We start from the raw sequence: 19,839 nt of genomic DNA, 5'->3' as shown, positions 1-19,839 counted from the left end.
AATATAAGGATATAACGATGAAACTGCAATTAAACCAACTTGCTGCTGCCTGTGTATTGAGTATCGCTCTGTTATCTCCTGCAGTACATGCAGCAAGTACTGTGCCAGCCGCAAGCGTATCCACCATGCCGAATGTTTATAGAATCCCTTTGGCTAAGGGAGTAAGTATGGATGATGCGGTTGAATCCATGAAGCTGCGCGCCAACGAATTAAACCTGAAACTGGTCGCAGAATTACCTTTATCCAAGCAAGTTGAGGCGATGGTAGGCGGTACACAGCGGCGTATGGAGATCTACCAGTTTTGTGATGCGCTTACGGCTAAAGATCTGGTTGATATGAACGTGGATTTTGCTATTTATCTGCCATGCAGAATCGCGTTGATAGAAGATAATACAGGTAAAGCGTGGTTGGTGATGATGGACATGGATGTGCCTGCATGGTCAAAAGCTTCGCATATGTCGCCTGAGTTGACAGCAAAAATCATGAAAGTGCGTAACGGCTTGATAGAAATTGTCAATGCGGGTGCTAATGGCGACTTATAAGTAATAACGCACAATCTCACCATAGCCAATGAGTGATTTTCGCTCATTGGCTATTTTTTTAAGCTAACCTAAAAAATCCCTGTAGTAGCAATTTAAGTTAAAATCATAGACTCAGTTTAATTCATCTTAGGTTAAATCACGATGCAAGCTCCTGATATTACTTCTTTTATTCCGCCTCTCCGTACATTGATGGGGCCTGGTCCTTCTGATGTGCCGCAACGTGTATTAGATGCAATGGCACGTCCTACCGTTGGACATCTTGATCCAGCATTTGTAGGCATGATGGAAGAAACCAAAGAATTATTGCGCTACGCCTTTCAGACCGAGAACGCTCTCACCATGCCTGTCTCTGCACCGGGTTCGGCAGGGATGGAAATGTGTTTTGTTAATCTGGTGGAGGCGGGTGATAAGGTCATCGTCTGTAAAAATGGTGTGTTTGGCGGACGCATGCTGGAAAACGTCAAGCGTGTCGGTGGCGTACCCATAGTAGTTGAAGATGCCTGGGGCGCACCTGTGGATGTAGCTAAGGTCGAGGCTGCATTTGCCGCTAATCCCGATGCCAAAGTGCTTGCGTTTGTGCATGCGGAAACGTCTACTGGCGCACGTTCCGATGCACAGGCATTGGCTGCCATTGCGCATAAATATGGTGCGCTGGTGATTGCCGATTGCGTTACTTCACTTGCTGGCATTCCGCTTATGGTGGATGAGTGGGAGCTGGATGCAGTGTATTCAGGTAGTCAAAAATGCCTGTCATGCACGCCGGGTTTGTCACCTGTGACTTTCAGTGAACGTGCTATTGCCAAACTCAAAGCACGCAAGACGCCCGTGCAAAGCTGGTTTCTGGATCTGAATCTGGTACTGGGTTATTGGGGTAGTGCAGGTAAGCGCACTTATCATCACACCGCGCCAGTTAATACATTATATGGATTGCATGAGTCACTGGTGATATTGGCTGAAGAAGGCATAGAACATAGCTGGGCACGCCATGCAGATAATCATGTCATGTTGCGTGATGGTTTTGAGGCGATGGGTCTGAAGTTTGTGGTGGAAGAAAACTACCGCTTGCCGCAACTTAACACCGTTTATATTCCTGATGGTGTCGATGATGCTGCTGTACGTGCGCGATTGTTGAATGAATTTAATCTGGAAATTGGCGCAGGTTTGGGTGATCTGGCGGGTAAGGTCTGGCGTTTTGGCCTGATGGGGCACGCCAGCAGCGTAAAAAATATTGATTATTGCCTGTCAGCATTGAAACAAGTACTTTGATTTGATATGGATAAGTCAGAAGCGCTTGCCCAAAGCGAACAGCAGCATCTGGCTTTCCGTGAAATTGACGTAAGGGTCGTAGGCAACTCGCACAAACCATGGTTCAAAATCATAGCCTAGCGAAATGCCGTTACCTGCTACGTTATTTCCCTCGCTGCTTGTCCCACTCTTGTGAGTGATATCCAGCGTCAACCGTTGTTGCTTGTTCAGCATCTTACGCGCAATCAAGTGAGTAACGCGTTGCCCAGTGCCCAGGCGGTCATCTGCAGTAGTGAATAGAGATAACTCCGTGTCTTGTATGGCTCGCGTTCCTATGCCCAGGGTAACCGCATCATTGGGGTCGAAATTGAGATTGTAGTAATCCTGCAGATTAGTTCGCCCCCAACCCACAAGCGCATAAGTGTCGCCACCAATTTCTGCGTTCAGAGAGCCACCAACAAATCCGTGCGTTGCTGCTTGAGCTGATGCCACTGTGCGCACATAGCCAAAATCGGCATGATATTCGTAACCTACACGGGTTTGTGCAAAACCTTGCCGGTCATGGTAATAACCTACCCAGCCGTAATGGCCACCATATTCAGCGCGCAGATTTAAGTCGGTGCCATCATTGCCATTGCTGATGTGGTAATACGATGGGGTCAACTTGAAAGTCAGTATGGAATCCTCAGGATCGGACTGGGCAAATACATTGCTGGTGAATATGGTACTGGTGAGGGCTAACGAGCAGGCAAGGAAATGTGTTTTCATGGGTGGCGTCAGCGTGATATAGCCTATGATTTTAGCGGAATATTTGTGTATTTTGATAATATGCAGGCTCACAATTTTCTGCAATGGTGTCAGGGATGCCAAATACTGGCAGGGGTGGAAATGTTTTGGGAGTCAGTGGTGGTTCGGCATTGAGTTGCTGAGCGAGTTGTTGGTCTAGCTGGCGCTGGCGGGCGCAGGTATCCAATTGAAAAAATGCCTTATCGACCTCAACCAGCTGACATTTGCCAGTGATGCCGGGGTAAGGGTTGAGCAGCTTTTCATAGAGTGCATGGCCGATGAGGTGGAATGCTATATCGGTTTTGACGCGCTGGCGCTGGTTGACGAATAGTTCGTACCACTGGTGCTGGGTGAGCGTTTGCCATAATTCGGGTGTGCTGCAGGCAACGATGATGCCGCTTTCGTCCAGCAAGGTGAGTGCGTCGCGGCTGCGGTTGCGTAGCGGGGTCACGCCAGCGCGGATATGCAGCGCGTTTAATGTGGCCTTAGTGTGTGGCCAGATTAGCCACGCCAGTGCATTAAAGTAATCGTGCCAGTTGTCGGTGCGGGTGGGAATTGCACCGGTGGTGTTGATGTGGGTTTCGTAAGCAACTTCACTAGTGCAATTGACGAACTGAATGGTTGTGCCTAGGGCATTGCAGATGTTCTGGCTACGTGCGTAGTCGTTGAGCAGTGCGATGTCACATGTTTGTGTGAGCGCGTTAGGCAGGCATGACAAGGGCGCGTACAACGGGGAGCTGTGCAGCCAGTCTGAGTTAATTGTCGGCATCCAGTGTTTCTAGTGTTTCGTTGAGCGTCAGCCAGCGTTCTTCCGCTGTTTCTATACTGGTGCTGAGTTCGCCTTGACGTTTTAACAAGGTTTGCAAGGCGTCACGCTGGGCAGGTTCATAGAGCTGGCTGTCGGCGAGTTGTGCATCGAGGCTGGCTTTTTCTGTGTGCCATTTGGCGAGTTGCTGATCCAGTTTGTCGATTTCCTTGACTAGCGGGCGACGCTGGGCGATGAGTGCCTGACGTTGTTGTGCGTTTTGCTCGCGTTGCTGTTTGCGTTCGATTTTGTCGGGGTTAGCTTGCGCCAAGTTGATGCGTTGCTGATTGAGCCAGTCGCGATAGTCATCCAGATCACCGTCAAATATTTCGGCTTTGCCGTCATGTACGATCATGAAACGGTCGCAGGTGGTAGCGAGCAAGCTGCGATCGTGCGATACCAGTACTATGCCACCTTGGTAATCTTGCAGCGCGTAGTTGAGCGCCTGACGCATGTCCAGATCTAGGTGATTAGTAGGTTCATCCAGCAATAATAAATTTGGGCGTTGCCAGATCAGCAAGGCGAGCGCGAGGCGCGATTTTTCACCACCTGAAAACGGGCCGCATGGCGATGTCGCCGCATCACCACGAAAATCAAAACCACCCAGAAAATCACGCAGTTCCTGTTCGCGGGTATCAGGTGCAAGGCGCGTCATGTGCTGCAAGGGAGATTCTTCAGGGCGTAGCTGTTCCAGCTGATGTTGAGCAAAGTAACCTATTGCCAGCCCTTTGCCTTCGGTACGGGTGCCGCTGAGTAAAGCAATTTCATTTGCGAGCAGCTTGATAAGGGTGGACTTACCCGCACCATTGCGTCCCAGCAAGCCTATGCGTTCACCACTGCGTACCGTGAGTTCAATATTGGCAATCAGCGGTTGTGCACCATAACCGACGCTGGCATGACGCAGGTCTAATAACGGATCAGGTGCGCTGACGGGAACGCGGAAGCTGAAGGTAAATGGTGAATCAACATGCGCAGCGCTGATGTCTTCCATGCGTGCCAGTGCCTTGATGCGACTTTGCGCCTGGCGGGCTTTGGTGGCTTTGGCGCGGAAGCGTTCGATAAAGCTTTCCAGATGGGCGCGATCGCGCTGTTGCTTGTCAAACAAGGCTTGTTGCACCGCGAGATGGGCAGCACGCTGGCGCTCAAAATCAGAGTAACTGCCGGTGTAGAGTTTAATGCCGCGTTGTTCAATGTGAGCGATATGACTGGTCACTGCGTCAAGGAAGTCTCGGTCATGCGAAATCAGTAATAGGGTACCGGGATAGCTTTTGAGCCAGCCTTCCAGCCAAATCACCGCGTCCAAATCCAGATGGTTAGTAGGCTCGTCCAGCAGTAATAAATCAGAGCGGCTCATCAGCGCCTGCGATAAATTCAGTCGCACCCGCCATCCGCCCGAAAATGCAGCGACAGGTTTGCTTAAATCGGCATCAGTGAAACCCAGTCCGTGCAGTAATTCAGCCGCACGTGCGCGAGCTGAATAGCCATCTATTTCGCTGAGCTGGGCATGTAGTTCACCTACACGATGACCGTCATTGGCCGCTTCAGCAAGTGTTAGCTGATGCTCAATCTGGCGCAACTTGGTGTCGCCGTCCAAAGTGAAATCCAGCGCGGCTTGTTGTAATGCGGGCGTGTCCTGCGCGACGTGAGCGACAACCCAGGTTTCAGGCAAGTTCAAGTCACCAGCCTCAGCGTGCAATTCGCCACGTAATAGTGCAAACAGGCTGGATTTGCCTGTACCATTTGCACCCGTTAAGCCGACTTTTTGACCTGGATGGATGGAGAGGCTAACGTTTTCCAATAAAACTTTGGCAGCGCGGGCTAGGGTGAGGTTGGTAAGGCGTATCACGGTGAGGATGAGCTAAAACGAAAAGTCGTTATTGTACGCTGCTGCCATGCGTTAGTCGCAAAAAAGAGGGCATCCGAAGATGCCCTTAAATACCGCATGGAGGATGAAAACGGATTGTAAGTCTGAGTTGCTCATTCCTACGCCCCACTCATACATTAGCAATTGCTGTGCCAGATATTTATTTGTTTATAAACATCAAGTTATGTTTTTTGTGATCGGTTATTGGCGCACTTGTCTAGTGCGATTTCGGGATTTTATGCACTGGTTTTTATCATGCAGATAGTATTTTATTTCAGCTGCTGATCTACATATGCTGATAATTCCGAATTGAGGCTATTGGTGGCGCGTGCACGCAGGAATGCGGTACGGGCTTTGTCTGCTTGCCCATCAGCTTGCAAGGCAATACCCAGACCCATCCACCATGTGCCTGATTGCGGAGCGTATCTTAAAGCTGCCAGATAGTGTTCTACGGCGGCTTTGTGCTGGCCGGTGCGATCCAGCAAGGTGGCTAACAGTGCCTGATAGTCGGCTTGGTTTTCTGCATTGGGCAGACCGCGTTGCAGTGTTTTAATGGCTTCGGCGTTACCGCCACGATCGGCCTGTATGCGTGCTAGCAGCATAGTGGTGTCGGATTGTGCCGGGTCAAGTATCAGGGCTTGTTGAAGTTGGTGCTCCGCTTCGGTGTTACGTTTTGCATCTATCAGTAAACCTACTAAAGTTAGCCGCGCTTCGTGATGATGGGGATCCAGAGTGAGCGCCTGATTTAATTCGTTGATACTGTCTTCGTTACGGCCTTGCTGCATCAGGCTGACTGCTTTACGGTAACTGTTTTCGGCAAGCTGGGCGGTGGTGAGCGGTTCTATTTTTTTACTGATGAGTGTAGTGTTTACCGAGGGTATTGCAATAGGTAGTGCTGGAATCGTGGTTGTTGCGACAGTCGTGGTGTTGATTACAGGTGCGGCTAGTTTGGGTAGAGCTTGCGGTGTTTTAGGGACAGGTAAATGACTGAGTTCCTGAGTCAGGATAAGTCCTTGTTGTGCAGGAAGTGGAGTAACAACTGGTGCCGTCTGCACTATCACTGGTTGTGATCGTTGTTGCCACAAGATGCCAGCCAGGACGACGGCGCTAATCAAGATTATGGTTGATATGACATAAGTAATACGATGATGTTTAACAGGTAAGGTAACGGTGCTGATTTGTCCTAAATTGTCAGCATGGTTGGCCTGGCGCTGTTCCAGATCCTTGAGCATTTGATTGATTAAACTCATCGTAACATCATCCAGGTGATTGCCGTTGCAACGACGGTGAGGGCTATAGTCATGCTAATCCATATAGATTTGTTCGGGCGTGCAGCTGGTGTGTCATTGGCAGCGGCGCGTACTTGCTGAGGAGTAATATTTCGCGCTCCAAGACCATAGCTTAACATCATGGCCTTGTGTGCGAGGATGTTAATCAGGCGCGGTATGCCACCACTGGCCTGGTGCAAGCTTTTGAGTGCGCTGGCGGTAAACAGGGGTGGCCCCTGATACTCGGCTATTTTTAGTCTATGAGCAACATAGTCTTTGAGCTCTGCGAGTGAGAGTGCTTGTAATTGATAATGGAAGGTAATGCGCTGATTGAGCTGGCGTATGCTGTCATTCTGTAATTTCAGGTCGAGTTCCGGCTGTCCGAATAATACGATTTGTAGCAGTTTGCGTTTTTCGGTTTCCAGATTAGTCAGCAGGCGTAAGGCTTCCAGTGTTTCTATGGGCATGGCCTGAGCTTCGTCCAGACAGACGATGACCTGTTTCTCTTGTTTGGCGAAATCGAGTAAGGCGAGGTTGATGGCTTTAAGCAGGTAATGCTGATCAGTATTAGCGGGGATGTCCAATCCCAACTCATCAGCCACTGATAGCATTAAGCTATGTGGGGTGAGGTAGGGGTTGGGTATATAGACGGTAATGAATTGACTGGTTTCGAGCTGGTCGAGGAACTGGCGGCATAGCAAGGTTTTGCCAGTGCCGACTTCGCCAGTGATTTTGATAAAACCTTCACCGGTGTGGATGGCGATGAGTAAGGTGTTAAGCGCAGCCTGATAATGCGGGCTGGCTAGGAAATAACTGGTATCTGGGGTCAGCGTGAAAGGGAATTCACGCAGACCGAAGTGTTCTAGGTACATATTATCCTGGAATTACTGACTGCCACCGCGTTGCATACCCTCTATGCGGTCGCGTGTCTGGAGTACGTCTTGCGCCCAGTCGTTACTGCTTTTAAGTACGGTGGTTTTGAGCAAGATGACCAATTCACTTTTCTGCGATGCACGGTTGGTATGTTTGAACAGTGAGCCGATGACAGGTATGCCGCCCAAACCAGGTACTTCAGATTTGTCATCGGTTGAGTTTTCACGCATCAGGCCGCCAATTGCAACGATGCTGCCATCCTGCACACGTACTACACTGTCCGTTTCAGAAATGGTGCTGGATGCTAGCGGTAGCTTGAGTATGCCAGATGTACCTAAATCAATGACTTTGTAGTTCTCAGATACTTTGCTTACCGATGGGTGTATGTGCAGAATGATTTCTCCCTCTTCAGATATCTGTGGTGTGACATCAAGTGCAATGCCTGAGAAGAAAGGACGTAGCGTGACATTCGGCGTAGCAGTGGTGCCTGTAGAAGTGGCGCTACTGGTTGAGCTGACATTGGTCACAAAAAAATCATCCGTACCCACTTTTAATATGGCCATCTGGTTATTTAATGTCGCAATGCGTGGGCTGGACAGTACGCGTGACGTGCCCTGGGTACCGAGGAAATTTAGCAGCGCGGCAAAGTTGTCCGACTGCGCCGCAATGTTCAGCGCACCAGCGGTAGTGCTCATGGCGGTGGACATGCCTGCAGAAAATACGCTGCCCAGCGTGCTGTTGGCAATGGGGGCACCGCCTGGAACTGTCAAGCTGTTGGGATCTGCGCCGACTGAAAAACGACTTTGCCCATAACGGTTAAAAGCTGACCAGTTAATACCTGTCTGAAAGCCATCACTGAGTTGAACTTCGATGATTTTGGCTTCCAGCATGACCGAGCGGTCTACCGCTAATTGCATGGCTTTGAGGTAGTTTTCAACCTGGTGAATTTCGCTTGGCATGGCATGAATCAGCACGACGCCAGATTGCGGGCTAACAACAATATTACGACCATCTTTATCACCGACTATGGTGGTTAGGGATGTTTTTAAATCACTCCAGAAATCAGATTCGGTATTGGTGGTGATTTTGCTGGTTTCTAACGAGTGACCATTGGTTGCACCTGGGGTGGTAGTAGTCGGCATTGCACCTGCCACACCACTTGGTATCGCAGGTGTGTCGCCGACGGAACCGGAGGTGACGCGAATGTCAGATGTGCCTTTGCGTTGCCCTGCGATGTAATTGAGCTTGAACACGCGGGTTTGCATGCTCATGGGCTGGATGTATATGCGGCTGCCATCAACTTTGTAATCATAGCCATAGAGCTCACGAATTGCATCCAGCGCTTCAAACACGGTGACGTTTTTCAGATTGACTGACAGATTCCCTGTTAAATCTGGTGGAATCAGCATGCTGTAGTGGGTGCCAGTGACTATCCCCATAAACACCTGGTTGGCAGGGGCATTGTTAATCACTAAATCAAATCTTTGCTCCAGTGGCTTGGTCGATTTAGGCATAGCGATTTGCAGTGGTGGCAATAAAGCTGCGCTGACTGCTGCTGGTGGAAGATTAGCTTGTTGTTTGTTGTCGACAGCTTGACTTAATTCGGTATTAATTCGTGCTTGTGTGGTGTCAGGTTTTGGCGCAATACCCAGGGTGGCGCAACCTGTCAGGCTAAGTAGTGCGCTGGTGAGTATTAATAAACGAAAATTATTCATGGGTGTTTCCTAACGGTGGTGTGTTTGCTGACATTGGGAAATAGCGAGATGCGTGATACGACATTATCTGATTTGACCCAAACATCGCTTTCGGTAATTTTGATTATGCGCCCGGCATCAATGACGTCGCCGACTTTGACCGTGGTGCCATTGATCATGGCATAACGATGTTGCTTGCCTAAGGTGACGGACTGAACGGTGGAAACATTGCTGTTGGTATTGGCAGTGTTTGCGCTATTCATGCTTGCAGGCGGCTGTGTTGGGTCGGTCATGTTATCAGCCTGGCTGAAAGAGGATGTGCAGAGCAACAGGCTCAAGCAAGTCAGGGTTAAATGCTTAGCCATGTTTTATCCTGACTAAATGTGTAAAGTCGTAACTTAAGTAGTATTGCGCCATCTTCGTCGACAGTCATGGCAGCCTGCCCCCAGAACATGCGCCATTGCAGGGTTTCGAGCGCGCTGAGATAATGGGTTAATGCGATGTATTTTCCTGAAATAGTCATCTCTATGCCATGACGATAAATGTGCGGCAGCTTATCGTCAGTTTTACTGTCGGATTTAGCGTCGATTTTGCTATCAGCGAGCTCAGTAATCGGCAGCGTTTTGAGTGCGACCATATGTACATCTTTATTGCTGCGTAACAGATCTTCCAGCAGTGCTGGCATTTGTTGAGGTGCAATGAGTTTGCTTTGTATGTCATCCAGCGTTTTGCCACTAGCTGTGGTTTGTTGCCGTAGTTGATTGAGCCGGGCTTGGAGTGCCTGATCCGGATCAACTGTGCCAGCCTGAATAATGGCTTGAATTTGTGTCTGTAATTGCTCGGTCGTATGTTGTGCCAGCTTGATTTCCTGCGATCTTTGTTTTTGTTTTGCTAACAGCGGGTCGATCAGCAAGCTGTTGATAAGCGTAATCAGCACTACTGCCGCTGCGGCGAATATCATGACACGTTCACGCAAGCTGACGGCGTCAATGCGGTTGGCAAAAGTAAGCCAGCGTTGTTGTAAGTCTTTCATTTGGCAGGCTCCGCAACCACATTAGTAAGGGTGAAGTTGGTGTATGGCAAACTGACTGGAGGCGTGTCAGTTGTATTTGTTGTTACCGGTTTAGGTGGCGCGATTTCAAGCGCGGTGAAATTTGCGCCTACAAATTGAGGTTCATTTTTTAATTTGCCTATAAATTGAGGAATTAACTCAGCTTGCATGGCGCGACCATTGATGCTGATTTGGCTACCCATTCCAACCACATCAAATCCTGTGAGCCATAGACCATGCACAGTTTGCCGCGACAGCGCCTGAAAATAGGCAGAGAAGCCGGTCTGGTTAGCCATTTCCCCGGTTTTTAACAAGCCCAGTATGACCTGCTGTGCCTGCACTGCATGTTCTGTCTCAGCGACGCTGTCAAGCAGTGCCTGGCTGGGTTTGCGGGGTCCCATCGTTGATGCGACCTGGGTTAATTGCTGTTGTGCCTCAGTCTGGCGTAGTGACATTTGCTGCGCCTGTTTTGCCAAGTCACGATACTGGTATTGTAAATACGCATAAAACAGCAATGCACCGAGCAGGATGATAGCTAAAGATTGCACCATGGTAATAGCAGAGAAGTACTTTTCCTGTTTGCGGAATAGTGGATTACATAAATTAATTTGCTGGCTCACAGGATTTTCTCCTCTAGCCTGAGGGCAGCGCCTAAGCTTATGAAAAAGCGGGATTGTTGTGCTGTCGTCTGTAATTCTGGTGTGAGGCCAATTATGTCGTGCAAGTCGATATTGCTGACAGGCAGATATAAATTACCACTGAGGAATTCAGTGAGTTCGGTAAACTCAGCTAATGCCGGCGCGAGTACCAGTTTTTCCAGATTGAGAAATTGGTACTGGCGATCAATGTGGTCGAAAGTGCGTTGCAATTCTAGCGAGATTTTTTCGAATATACGGGTCTTCAGTTCGATATTGGTGGTACTGAGTTGCGTCAGATTAATATCCAGATGGCGCGATAAATACAATTCGCCCTGATAGGTAATAGTGAGCAAGCCACCATTGTTGTCAAAGCGTAACATAGCCAAACCGCGGTCAGCCGAAGCTACGAGATTGGCAATGTTGCGTTGTGCCAAATCAGGTATGTCAATAATACTCAGGTCTATGTGAGCATTTTCAAATTGGGCTTGCCGTTGCGCGATTAGCTGATTGCGTGCGGCAATGACGAACATCATGGCTTTGCGTGCGGGTGCATTTTTGTCAACGGGAATATCGAGTATATCTATGGTTGCGTCATCGACATGGTAGTCCAGCATGTCCTTGAGTAACCAGCGCACCGCAGTTTTGAGTTCGGGCGCGGGCACATTGGGTGTTTCTATGGTGAGGAGTTGAAAGTCTGTTGCGTTGAGGATGAGTCCGCAATGATAGTTTTTGGTACGCAATTCCTTGTCTATGCGGGTAAGCACAGCTGATGGCTCTGCTCCAGCTAGCGGGTAGTATTTCGCTAGTAAAACTTGCGGTTTATTACCCTTGGTATGGGCGACTTGCGTCACGCATACACCATCCGTTTGCAGTTCAAAAACCAGCAAACCCTGTGACTTTTTGTTCCCTGAGAATATCCCCATTAGTGTCTATGCTTTTTAGTAATTGGTTCGAAGTTAAAACATATCAATATGCTTGTCAATCTACTTAATACATTTCGCGCATATATATGAATTCATTTGCATTTTTGTAAATTCCAAACGTGGCGCGAGCGGTGGGTTTGGTCAGTCCCGTGCCTTTCCAGTTGTATTGTAGCCAAGTGGGTGCGTTGATGGTGATGTCTACATAGCCTTTTGCATTGGGTTTGGATAGTTGCAGATTGCCATTGCCTGCAATAAAAGGGGATGACAAGGCAGCCGTCGTGGTCAGTGACGTGGATAAACCGTTGCTGGCAGTCGGCGTCGTAGGCACTGGTACTGTGGTGCAGTTGTCTAGGGTATTAGTGACAAAACTGGTGCCATTGTAGTATTGCGCAACCATGGGGACAGGCAAGTTGAGTGTTTCTGAGCCACTGGCATTGTTGAGTTTGATGCGTCCGCTGCGCAGTGGTGCTGTGCCTTCCGTGTAGCCTGACGACGAGATGCTGTCGGTATCGGTAGCGCGTAGCGTGATAGTGGTAGGCGCTGTTGCCGGACTATTGAATGTGTAAGCCGGTGTTGCTGTTGTTGCAACCCCGCTGGCGAAGGCACTGGCGGCAATGGTATTGTTGCTGAATGAGCCGGTTGCAGACGCGCTACCATCACTCAGAGTGATGGCTTTTGCAAAGTTGCTGGTGCTGTTGTAGTTGGTTGTTGCGGTCGGTGTGGCCAGATTATTCAGGGCGGTGACTTGCACGCTGAAAGGTTGCGCCGAGTAGGTGAAACTGCCAGTCGCGCAGGCTGGTGTTACCGAGGTTACAAAATGATGCGGAGTAAAACGCCCGACATTGCCGCTGGTTGTTCCAGTTGTATCGCCTGCGCCAAGATAATTGCCGTCCAGTACGTCTGGCGTGAGTGTAATGATGCCGACTTCTGACCAGCTGAAATTGTTGCCGCTTGCCACGCCATTAGTGAATGTACCAAATGTACCGCTGATGGTGGGATTGCTAGTTAAGCCTAATCCGGCTAATGCAGAATTTAATTTAACGCTTTCTGGTGTGGCTTCATGTCCATAGCTCGGCGTGGCTGCGCCTGTAGCAGCTGTTGCGGTGACGGTTGCGCTAAATGGATCACTGGCTTTGATAAACACACTGCCAGTTGTAGCTGTAGCACCTGGGTTGGCGAAGTTATCTGCGGTGCGTTTGATACCAGACAACACAAAGCTGTATGGTTTGACCACAAAGGCGTTGGATGCGCCAGCTAATGTGGCTGAGTTGATAACCTTGCTGGCATACAGCGTGACTTTACCTACATCACCATAGTTGAAAGTAAACGGTGCATTGCCATTGGCATCAAAGTTCATGCTGACAGGCAGATAGCTCGATACGTTGGCATTGTTGTTACGGGCTATGGTGGTGGTAGTGCCGCCATTGACGCTCATTAAATTGGCGCCATAACAGGTTGCCGTGTCATTACATTCGTAGGCGAAATTTACTGTGCTTACTCCCTGTATGGCGGCCTGGCAGGCTTGTGTTGAGGTATTGGTTTTTATGGCGCGCAGATAATAAGTGGCAGATGAGACGCCAGCTGTCTGGGCTGGGATAGTCGTTATTGTGCCATTCGCAGCGCCAGTAAAGATAAATCCTGCCGTATTAAAAGTGGTGGAACAGCTGCTGCTAACGGCGCAGTTGATGCCATCTGGACAGCATTTGGTGGGGCTAAGCGGTGCAGTCTGTACGCCTGCGAGGGTAACTGAGACCGCCGTATTATTGGTAGCGGCTGGGTCACTGAGGGTGGCAGTTGCTACGCCGTTAGCGTTGAAAGTCGCCGGGTTGCCAGTGAGCGTGCCTGCACTGGTGGTTAATGTTGCGGTATTGCTGGCTGAAATAAAACCGTTTGTACAAGGGCTGCTGCTATCGGCACAGGCAGTGATGGTGGCAGTGGTGGGCAGGCAGCTGATGCTGCTGCTAGGCAGGGATAGTTCATAGTGATCAGGGCCGCAGACTGTGCTGTAATTCATGTCGCGCTGTATCAGTACCGAGCCGCCTTCTACATTGTAGAGATTGAATTCATCAAGAGTGCCGTTAGCTGAACTTTTGGTTCCGCCAGAACCCGTGAAGCTGCTGCGATTATCACCAAGGTAAAGCGTACCGATCTGTGATGAAACTGTACCGCTGCTGCTGAATGCGCTAATCGCCTTCTGCACACCATTGATGTAAATACTCAGATGGTCGCTATTGCTGGCGGCCAGCGCATTGAAGTTCCATGTCAGTGCTATATGTGTCCACGTATTGGCAGCAACGCTATTTGCGCTGGTTTCTACAGCACGTATCGTACCTGTGGAATCGGTGATAACAAAACGCACATCACCGTTATTCAGTTTGGTTGCAAAAAACCACTGGCCATTGCTGATGGAAGCATCAACTAATTGCGCATCACCTCCATTGACCCATGCGCTGTTGGCTTTGTACCAGAAATCTATCGTGCCCGCTCCGCCCAGGTTTGTTGGAACGGCGATGCCTGTGTCAATACCGTCAACTACCGCGCCGTTGTTGGCCGGGATGACTGCGCCGTTACAGGCATAGCCTACGCCAGGGACAGCCGCTCCTAATGCGGTCGCGTTATAGGCAGGTGAGCTGCCGCTGGTATCGGTTACCTGACCGGGTGCGGTCCAGGCAGATTGTTGGAAATGGTACTGGGCTATCGGGCTGGGAATATAAAAAAGTATCGCGGTATTGCTGGTGGGTAATCCAACGCTGGGGACGTTAAAGTCAGTCGCGCTGACTTGCCAGCCTACCTGAGCCAGCGTGGCCTGTGGCCCCGGAACATTGACGCCATACTGATAAACAAATGTGCCATTCTCATTCAGTATGATTTGCAAATTGTAATTGCCACTGGTGGAGCCACCAGCCGCCCATTCCGGGACGTTGTTCCAGGTAACCACGAATTGACGGTTAGGTGCGGTGCCTATGCTGGCATAGCTGATATAGCAAGTTGAGGTAAGTTTGCACGCAGTTGAATAGCCTGCATTCGCCTGCGGGGTAGGATCCATATCATTACCATAGATGCGCATGGTGTAATTGAGGCCAGCATCTGCATAAGGTAATTGTGTGACCGGGCTGCCATAGCCACAAGTTGTGTTGTTATTGAATTGCAGGCGGCCATTAGTCATGATACGCGCCTGAGTAAAGGCTGTGCCACCATAGGAGAAAGTAAATCCGATCGGAATGTCGTCGGACATGGTGTCATCGAGGATAGGCGGTGTAGTTCCACAGCCGCCTGTATTATTGAATTTGTACGGGGCGGTGTTGTAACCAACTTTGGTGTGGCTGGTGGTGTCTATCCATGAAAACGGGGTCGATACGTTGGAATAGGTGACCGCATGTGCCAGCGTGGTGTGCATTAACCAGCAAATCAGCAATAGCAGTGGAAACATCAGTTTTATCGACGCTGTATGCCATTTGCCATGAGTGACAGGGTGGTTTGTAGTTTGCATATTCATGGTTTTTCTCTGGTCAATGCTCTATGGTCGCTTGAACTTGTCGCTCAATATAGGTGGTGCTACCCACCGTACCTGTTGTTGCCGTTGCAGTGAGCTGGAACATATTCACAGGGTTGCCTGCTTCGGTTGTGCTGCTGTTGCTGCAGTTAACAACTACTGTAAAACTGGCTAAATTGCCACCTAACGGAACGGTAGCACTGCCGGCGCAGCTGCCACTATTCTGCAGTATTTGATAAGCGCCCCATTCTATGCCAGCACGTGCGGCCTGATAGGCTCTGGATCCTTGTACATCTTGTGCCGAAGTCATTTGCTGGACGTTGGAGAACGTGAGCATGAATGCGCCCAAAGCGGAGAGCACCACCAGCAGAAAGATGGCGGAGACGATGGAGAAGCCGCGCTGGCGGTAATCAGGGCGCGTTGCTGACATGGACTTCATCATATAAATTGACTGATTCGCCGTTTTGCGTGAGCTGCAAACTGATTGCAACCAGCCCTGCGCGCTGGGTAATCACTTGTTGATCATAACTGAAACTGCACAGGCTGACATTTTTGGCTAATAGCGCGCTGCTACCACCAGTAAAGCTGGTGGGCTGGTTAATATTGATAGGGTAGTTCCAGTAACGGGTGAGTGTGCCAGCCGTGGTGTCACACGCGTAGGTTACGGGATATTGGATAATCTGGAAGCGGTGACTGGGCGAGTCGAAAGGGAATAGCTTGTAGGCAAAAGTTACAGTATTGCCTGCAGCACTTATGGCACTGGTATTGTCACCATTGTATGCATTTGCACCTGAGATACCCAGATTGTATATGGCCAGCAGATTTTGTGCGCCAGCAGTCATGCTGACAGGGGGGCCGAGCACATCAAAGCTGGTGTCGGCAGTGGTGAAATCCAAGGGGTTACCCGGCGTGTCGATACGATAACGCCCGCCGCCGCTGGTTAGCAGAAATTCCAGATAGGTGATGCCGCCAGCGCTGGTGATACGGACGCTGTTGGGCAGGGCAAGGTGTAAATCGCGGCCGATACGACGTACAGCAGTATCGGCGACGTCGGTGAGTGCAGCACGGTTTGCGCTGTCCAGGTAGCCTTGAATAGGTGCTCGAATGAACGTGGCGACCACGGCGGCGATAATGCCAGTGATGGTGATGACGACTATCATCTCTATCAGGGTAAAACCTCGGTGTTGGCGGCGATTATTCATTATCATGGCACGGCATTCGGGGCGTAGCGGAAACGATAGCCTGTCAGGGTCAGGCTGTCGCTGCCAGAGCTAACGGTGACATTGATTTGTAGTTCAGTGTTGCTGATAGGGTTAATAGCTACACTGGCGGTGTAACCACTTAATCCATTGACGGGCGTATTGGTGATGTCGTTAATGCCTGTCATGGCAAACCCGTCGTAATCATTGACGTTATCGAATTGCGGTGTGCCATAGCGGGTTTCGCCAGGTTCTGGCCCCATCGTTTCTGGCAGCGTGGCACAGCCTGCTGTACTGGTTGCGGTAGCAGCGTTGGCATCATCCGGGTCGCAATAGGTAAAGGGTTGCAGTTCAATTTCTTCCAGCAGCGATTCAGCTATCGCTTGCGCTTGTTTGTGCAACATGGGGTCGGCGCTGTGCTGAGTGGTGATGTTCATTATGGATAGCACGCCGGCGACAGCCGTGCTGACGATGACGATGAAAATGATCAGCTCTATGAGCGAAATGCCAGCCTGGCGCTTAATCGTGTACATAGCCAGTGTCTTGCTCAATGATAATGCTGCCAGTTGCATCTTTTACCGTTATGGTTTGTCCATTACTGGCTTGTCCCAGTGCGTTGTAACTGAAATTGGTGGGTGTAATGGTGTAAGTAATGCCCGCTGAACGAGGTGTGACAGTAAACGGGCTGCCGCCTGCGGGGCTGGCGAGATTGATGTCACAAGCGCTCGCGCCAGCTGCGGAGGCTATGGTCAGCGTCAGGCTGCTACTGGTAAATGTAGCGCAGACAGTACGGCGCTGAGCGATCGCGGCTTTTTGTGCGTAGCGTAATGCGGCAGTGGTTTCATCAGCAAAACCACGCGTTTCAAAAGTGGACTTGTCGAAAAACTTGGGGATGGCGGCGACGGCTAACACGCCGACGATGATCATGACGACTATCAACTCTATCAGGGTGAAACCTGTCACAGTGTGTTTTGCAGCACTATAGTGTTCAGTTCTGCTCATCTATAGACGCCCAAAAAATGACATTAATACTGGATGAAAAGTAGTTGTGCTGGTAAGAATACCGAAGATGCGCTTGCATCTTCGGTTAGCTAGGATAGCTAGTTAGTTTGCTGCACCAATCGCGCTGTAGGTGGCAGAGAAGGCAGCTGAAGTTGTGCCTTTGTCTTTTTGTATCGTACAAGCAACCGCAGTTCCATTGGTTGTACTAGCATTATCAGCTGCAAGATAATAACTGGTTGTGCTAGCTGTAGTTCCCAAAGTTAAAGTTGGGATCAGTAATGCGCCAACGTCAGAACATTTAGCAACTTTTACACATTTGTTTGCAGTAACTGTATTGTTGGTTATAGCGCAACCACCGTAGTTAATGGCTGCGGCGGAGTTTAACCCACCCGCAACACCCTGGATTGCGGCTGTTTCAGCGTCGCTTGATATATCAATAAATTTAGGTAATGCGGTTGCCGCCAGAATACCTAATATCACAATGACGACGACTAATTCGATTAAGGTAAAACCTGATTGTGTTTTTTTCATGGTGCTGCTCCCTTTAAAAAATGGTTGAGGTTATGAACAATTAGCCAATGTGGCATTGAGGGTGTAAGTCGGTTGTGTGTCTGCAGCTGCGGAAGGTGTATAGCTGATAGTGCAGTCAGCAGTGCCGCTGGTATGGCTGCCATCTGGTGCAGCGATTCTGGGGGCAGTCAGGCCAGCAATCACATAATCGGTACTGACTAATCCAGCCAGCGGTACGATCGTGGCGGCATCTGGGTAACCGTTAGTGTAAACAACGGTGGTGCCTTCAATGACGATGTTGGGAACAGGTGTGCCGGTATAGCTGCTGCTAAAACCGCGTGTGAGTAATGTAGCGTGTGCCATTGCTGCGGCTGATTTTACTGCGCCCATGGCACCATTCATTTTAGCCAGACGCGCGTCAGCCTGTATTGCTGTGAATTTGGGCAGGGCGATGGCTGCCAATATGCCCAATATGGTAATCACTACAACTAATTCGATGAGGGTAAAGCCATGTTGTGATTTTTTCATGCCCACTCCAGTGTTATTGCTATTCTTAGTCAAGAATAGGGCGCTGTAATTGATTCGTCAAGCTGATTGTCGCTATATTGTTTGTAAGCCTGATTCGTTACCAAGCCGCATTTGATATGGGGTTGGTATGTTGTCGGTATTAAAATCTGCTATGGGTGTGTGCGATGTCATGTCATCGCACGTTGTTATTTGTGATGCATGGCAACTTTGCCCAAATCCCAGATAGGCAGGAAAACACCCAGTGCTAGTACCAATACGACGACTCCTAACCCTATGATTAATATTGGTTCTATTTGTGAAGATAACGTTTTCAGTTCGTAATCGACTTCGCGTTCATACATATGGGCGATTTCGTCCATGAGATTATCGAGGTCGCCGGTTTCTTCACCCACAGCAATCATTTGCAGCACGACAGGGGTGAACACACCAGCGGTGACGGCGGTGCGCAGTATGCTTTCGCCTCGCTCTATGCCATCACGCATCTGGATAATGCGGCTGGCGATATAGGCGTTATCGACGGTTTGAGCTACGACGTTAAGGCTTTGAATAATTGGCACGCCGCTTTTGCTGGAAAGCGCGAAGCTGCGGGAAAAGCGGGCGAGTGTACCTTTGAGGAGAATTTTTCCAGCAATGGGGAAGCGTAGTTTGAGTTTGTCCCAGTGGTAGCGACCATTTTCGGTGCTGATGTAGTAGCGGAAACCCATGTAGGCGCCAACGACCATAGCAAGTAATAGCCCCCAATAATTCACCATGAAATTGGAAAAGCCGATGAGGATCTGAGTTACCAATGGCAATTCGGCATTGAAACCTGCGTAGACTTTGGCAAATGCGGGAATGACGAACAGGTTGATTACGCTGATAGCAACAGCCATAGCGATGACGACAAAGCTTGGGTAACGTAAGGCCGTGCGTACACGTTCGCCCATTTCACGTTCAAATTCGAGGTGGTCGAACAAGCGCAGGAATACTTCTTCCAGTCGGCCTGTCATTTCGCCTACGCGTACCATGCTTAAATAGAATGGGGTGAATATTTTTGGGTGGCGCAGCATTGCGGCGGATAGTTCGCGTCCTGAATCCAGTGAGGTGCGTAAGTCTTGTATGACATTGCCAAAGGTTTTGTTGGTGGCGGATTCTTGCAAGCCCGCCAATCCGCGCATGATAGGTACGCCCGCCTTGAGCAAGGTGTAGAGCTGGCGGCTGAATAGCTGCAGATCAAGTGCCGTCACTTTCTCTTCGGTGAGTTTGGCCCACCAGTTATCCGCGCTGGATTTTTCTTTGGTATTGCTGATGACGATATCAATCGGCATGAGGCTGGTGTTACGTAAGGTATCGGCGATACTGCTGGTGTCAGAGCCTTCTAATATGCCTTCTATCAGTTCACCTTGTGCGTTGCGCGCTTTGTATGCAAAAAATGGCAT

Annotated in this window: 20 protein-coding genes; 2 read left to right on the top strand and 18 right to left on the bottom strand. The window is 49.7% G+C overall.

Translation table 11 applies throughout. From position 1 onward, the window contains the following. Positions 1–17: 17 nt before the first annotated feature. Positions 18–542 carry a DUF302 domain-containing protein gene (locus SFSGTM_RS10775; RefSeq protein WP_162085170.1) on the top strand — a complete coding sequence of 175 codons (525 nt, stop codon included), beginning with the start codon at positions 18–20 and terminating at the stop codon, positions 540–542. A 141-nt stretch (positions 543–683) separates the two neighbouring features. After that, positions 684–1,808 carry a pyridoxal-phosphate-dependent aminotransferase family protein gene (locus SFSGTM_RS10770; protein ID WP_162085169.1) on the top strand — a complete coding sequence of 375 codons (1,125 nt, stop codon included), beginning with the start codon at positions 684–686 and terminating at the stop codon, positions 1,806–1,808. Positions 1,809–1,823: 15 nt separating this feature from the next. Here SFSGTM_RS10770 and SFSGTM_RS10765 read toward each other — a convergent pair whose 3' ends face one another. The 18 genes from SFSGTM_RS10765 to SFSGTM_RS10680 form a co-directional block, all read right to left on the bottom strand. Beyond that, positions 1,824–2,627 (bottom strand): hypothetical protein, encoded by an 804-nt coding sequence (locus SFSGTM_RS10765; RefSeq protein WP_162085168.1) that lies wholly within the window; start codon positions 2,625–2,627, stop codon positions 1,824–1,826. Then, positions 2,587–3,342 carry a DUF3025 domain-containing protein gene (locus SFSGTM_RS10760; RefSeq protein ID WP_162085167.1) on the bottom strand — a complete coding sequence of 252 codons (756 nt, stop codon included), beginning with the start codon at positions 3,340–3,342 and terminating at the stop codon, positions 2,587–2,589. The genes SFSGTM_RS10765 and SFSGTM_RS10760 overlap by 41 nt, the downstream gene beginning before the upstream one ends. After that, complete coding sequence (locus tag SFSGTM_RS10755) at positions 3,329–5,224, bottom strand: ATP-binding cassette domain-containing protein (RefSeq protein ID WP_162085166.1); 1,896 nt, start codon at positions 5,222–5,224, stop codon at positions 3,329–3,331. The genes SFSGTM_RS10760 and SFSGTM_RS10755 overlap by 14 nt, the downstream gene beginning before the upstream one ends. Before the next feature lie 287 nt (positions 5,225–5,511). Continuing rightward, positions 5,512–6,492: a tetratricopeptide repeat protein gene (locus SFSGTM_RS10750; protein ID WP_162085165.1), complete on the bottom strand. Its 981-nt coding sequence runs from the start codon at positions 6,490–6,492 to the stop codon at positions 5,512–5,514. Continuing rightward, positions 6,489–7,382, bottom strand: a complete 894-nt coding sequence (locus SFSGTM_RS10745) for an ExeA family protein (RefSeq protein ID WP_162085164.1) — start codon at positions 7,380–7,382, stop codon at positions 6,489–6,491. The genes SFSGTM_RS10750 and SFSGTM_RS10745 overlap by 4 nt, the downstream gene beginning before the upstream one ends. A gap of 12 nt (positions 7,383–7,394) precedes the next feature. Next, a complete protein-coding gene (mshL, locus tag SFSGTM_RS10740) occupies positions 7,395–9,098 on the bottom strand; it encodes a pilus (MSHA type) biogenesis protein MshL (protein ID WP_162085163.1) in 1,704 nt (567 codons plus the stop codon). After that, positions 9,095–9,442, bottom strand: coding sequence for a hypothetical protein (locus tag SFSGTM_RS10735; RefSeq protein ID WP_162085162.1), 348 nt, complete (start codon positions 9,440–9,442; stop codon positions 9,095–9,097). The genes mshL and SFSGTM_RS10735 overlap by 4 nt, the downstream gene beginning before the upstream one ends. Continuing rightward, a complete protein-coding gene (locus SFSGTM_RS10730) occupies positions 9,427–10,110 on the bottom strand; it encodes a type II secretion system protein M (protein ID WP_162085161.1) in 684 nt (227 codons plus the stop codon). Before SFSGTM_RS10730 ends, SFSGTM_RS10735 begins: the two co-directional genes overlap by 16 nt. Next, entirely contained in the window at positions 10,107–10,748 is a 642-nt protein-coding gene (locus tag SFSGTM_RS10725) for a PilN domain-containing protein (protein ID WP_162085160.1), read from the bottom strand. The genes SFSGTM_RS10730 and SFSGTM_RS10725 overlap by 4 nt, the downstream gene beginning before the upstream one ends. Next, positions 10,745–11,689 (bottom strand): type IV pilus biogenesis protein PilM, encoded by a 945-nt coding sequence (locus SFSGTM_RS10720; protein WP_162085159.1) that lies wholly within the window; start codon positions 11,687–11,689, stop codon positions 10,745–10,747. The genes SFSGTM_RS10725 and SFSGTM_RS10720 overlap by 4 nt, the downstream gene beginning before the upstream one ends. Before the next feature lie 64 nt (positions 11,690–11,753). Further along, on the bottom strand, positions 11,754–15,185 hold the full coding sequence (locus SFSGTM_RS10715) for a LamG domain-containing protein (protein WP_162085158.1): 3,432 nt from the start codon (positions 15,183–15,185) through the stop codon (positions 11,754–11,756). A gap of 13 nt (positions 15,186–15,198) precedes the next feature. Beyond that, positions 15,199–15,612, bottom strand: coding sequence for a hypothetical protein (locus tag SFSGTM_RS10710; RefSeq protein ID WP_162085157.1), 414 nt, complete (start codon positions 15,610–15,612; stop codon positions 15,199–15,201). After that, complete coding sequence (locus tag SFSGTM_RS10705; RefSeq protein WP_162085156.1) at positions 15,593–16,390, bottom strand: prepilin-type N-terminal cleavage/methylation domain-containing protein; 798 nt, start codon at positions 16,388–16,390, stop codon at positions 15,593–15,595. Before SFSGTM_RS10705 ends, SFSGTM_RS10710 begins: the two co-directional genes overlap by 20 nt. Further along, the gene (locus tag SFSGTM_RS10700; protein WP_162085155.1) at positions 16,387–16,914 is read right to left on the bottom strand and encodes a PilV family protein; all 528 of its coding nucleotides are present in this window, start codon (positions 16,912–16,914) and stop codon (positions 16,387–16,389) included. Before SFSGTM_RS10700 ends, SFSGTM_RS10705 begins: the two co-directional genes overlap by 4 nt. Then, a complete protein-coding gene (locus SFSGTM_RS10695) occupies positions 16,901–17,383 on the bottom strand; it encodes a pilus assembly FimT family protein (RefSeq protein ID WP_162085154.1) in 483 nt (160 codons plus the stop codon). Before SFSGTM_RS10695 ends, SFSGTM_RS10700 begins: the two co-directional genes overlap by 14 nt. A gap of 102 nt (positions 17,384–17,485) precedes the next feature. Next, positions 17,486–17,914: a type II secretion system protein gene (locus SFSGTM_RS10690; RefSeq protein WP_162085153.1), complete on the bottom strand. Its 429-nt coding sequence runs from the start codon at positions 17,912–17,914 to the stop codon at positions 17,486–17,488. A gap of 30 nt (positions 17,915–17,944) precedes the next feature. Then, positions 17,945–18,421, bottom strand: a complete 477-nt coding sequence (locus SFSGTM_RS17220; protein ID WP_162085152.1) for a pilin — start codon at positions 18,419–18,421, stop codon at positions 17,945–17,947. Positions 18,422–18,606: 185 nt separating this feature from the next. Then, a complete protein-coding gene (locus SFSGTM_RS10680; RefSeq protein ID WP_162085151.1) occupies positions 18,607–19,839 on the bottom strand; it encodes a type II secretion system F family protein in 1,233 nt (410 codons plus the stop codon).

The organism is Sulfuriferula nivalis (assembly GCF_009937995.1).
In the GTDB taxonomy this organism is placed as follows: Bacteria; Pseudomonadota; Gammaproteobacteria; order Burkholderiales; family Sulfuriferulaceae; genus Sulfuriferula; species Sulfuriferula nivalis.
The sequence above is the reverse complement of the archived record's forward strand: the minus strand, read 5'-3'. Positions and strand labels throughout refer to the sequence as shown.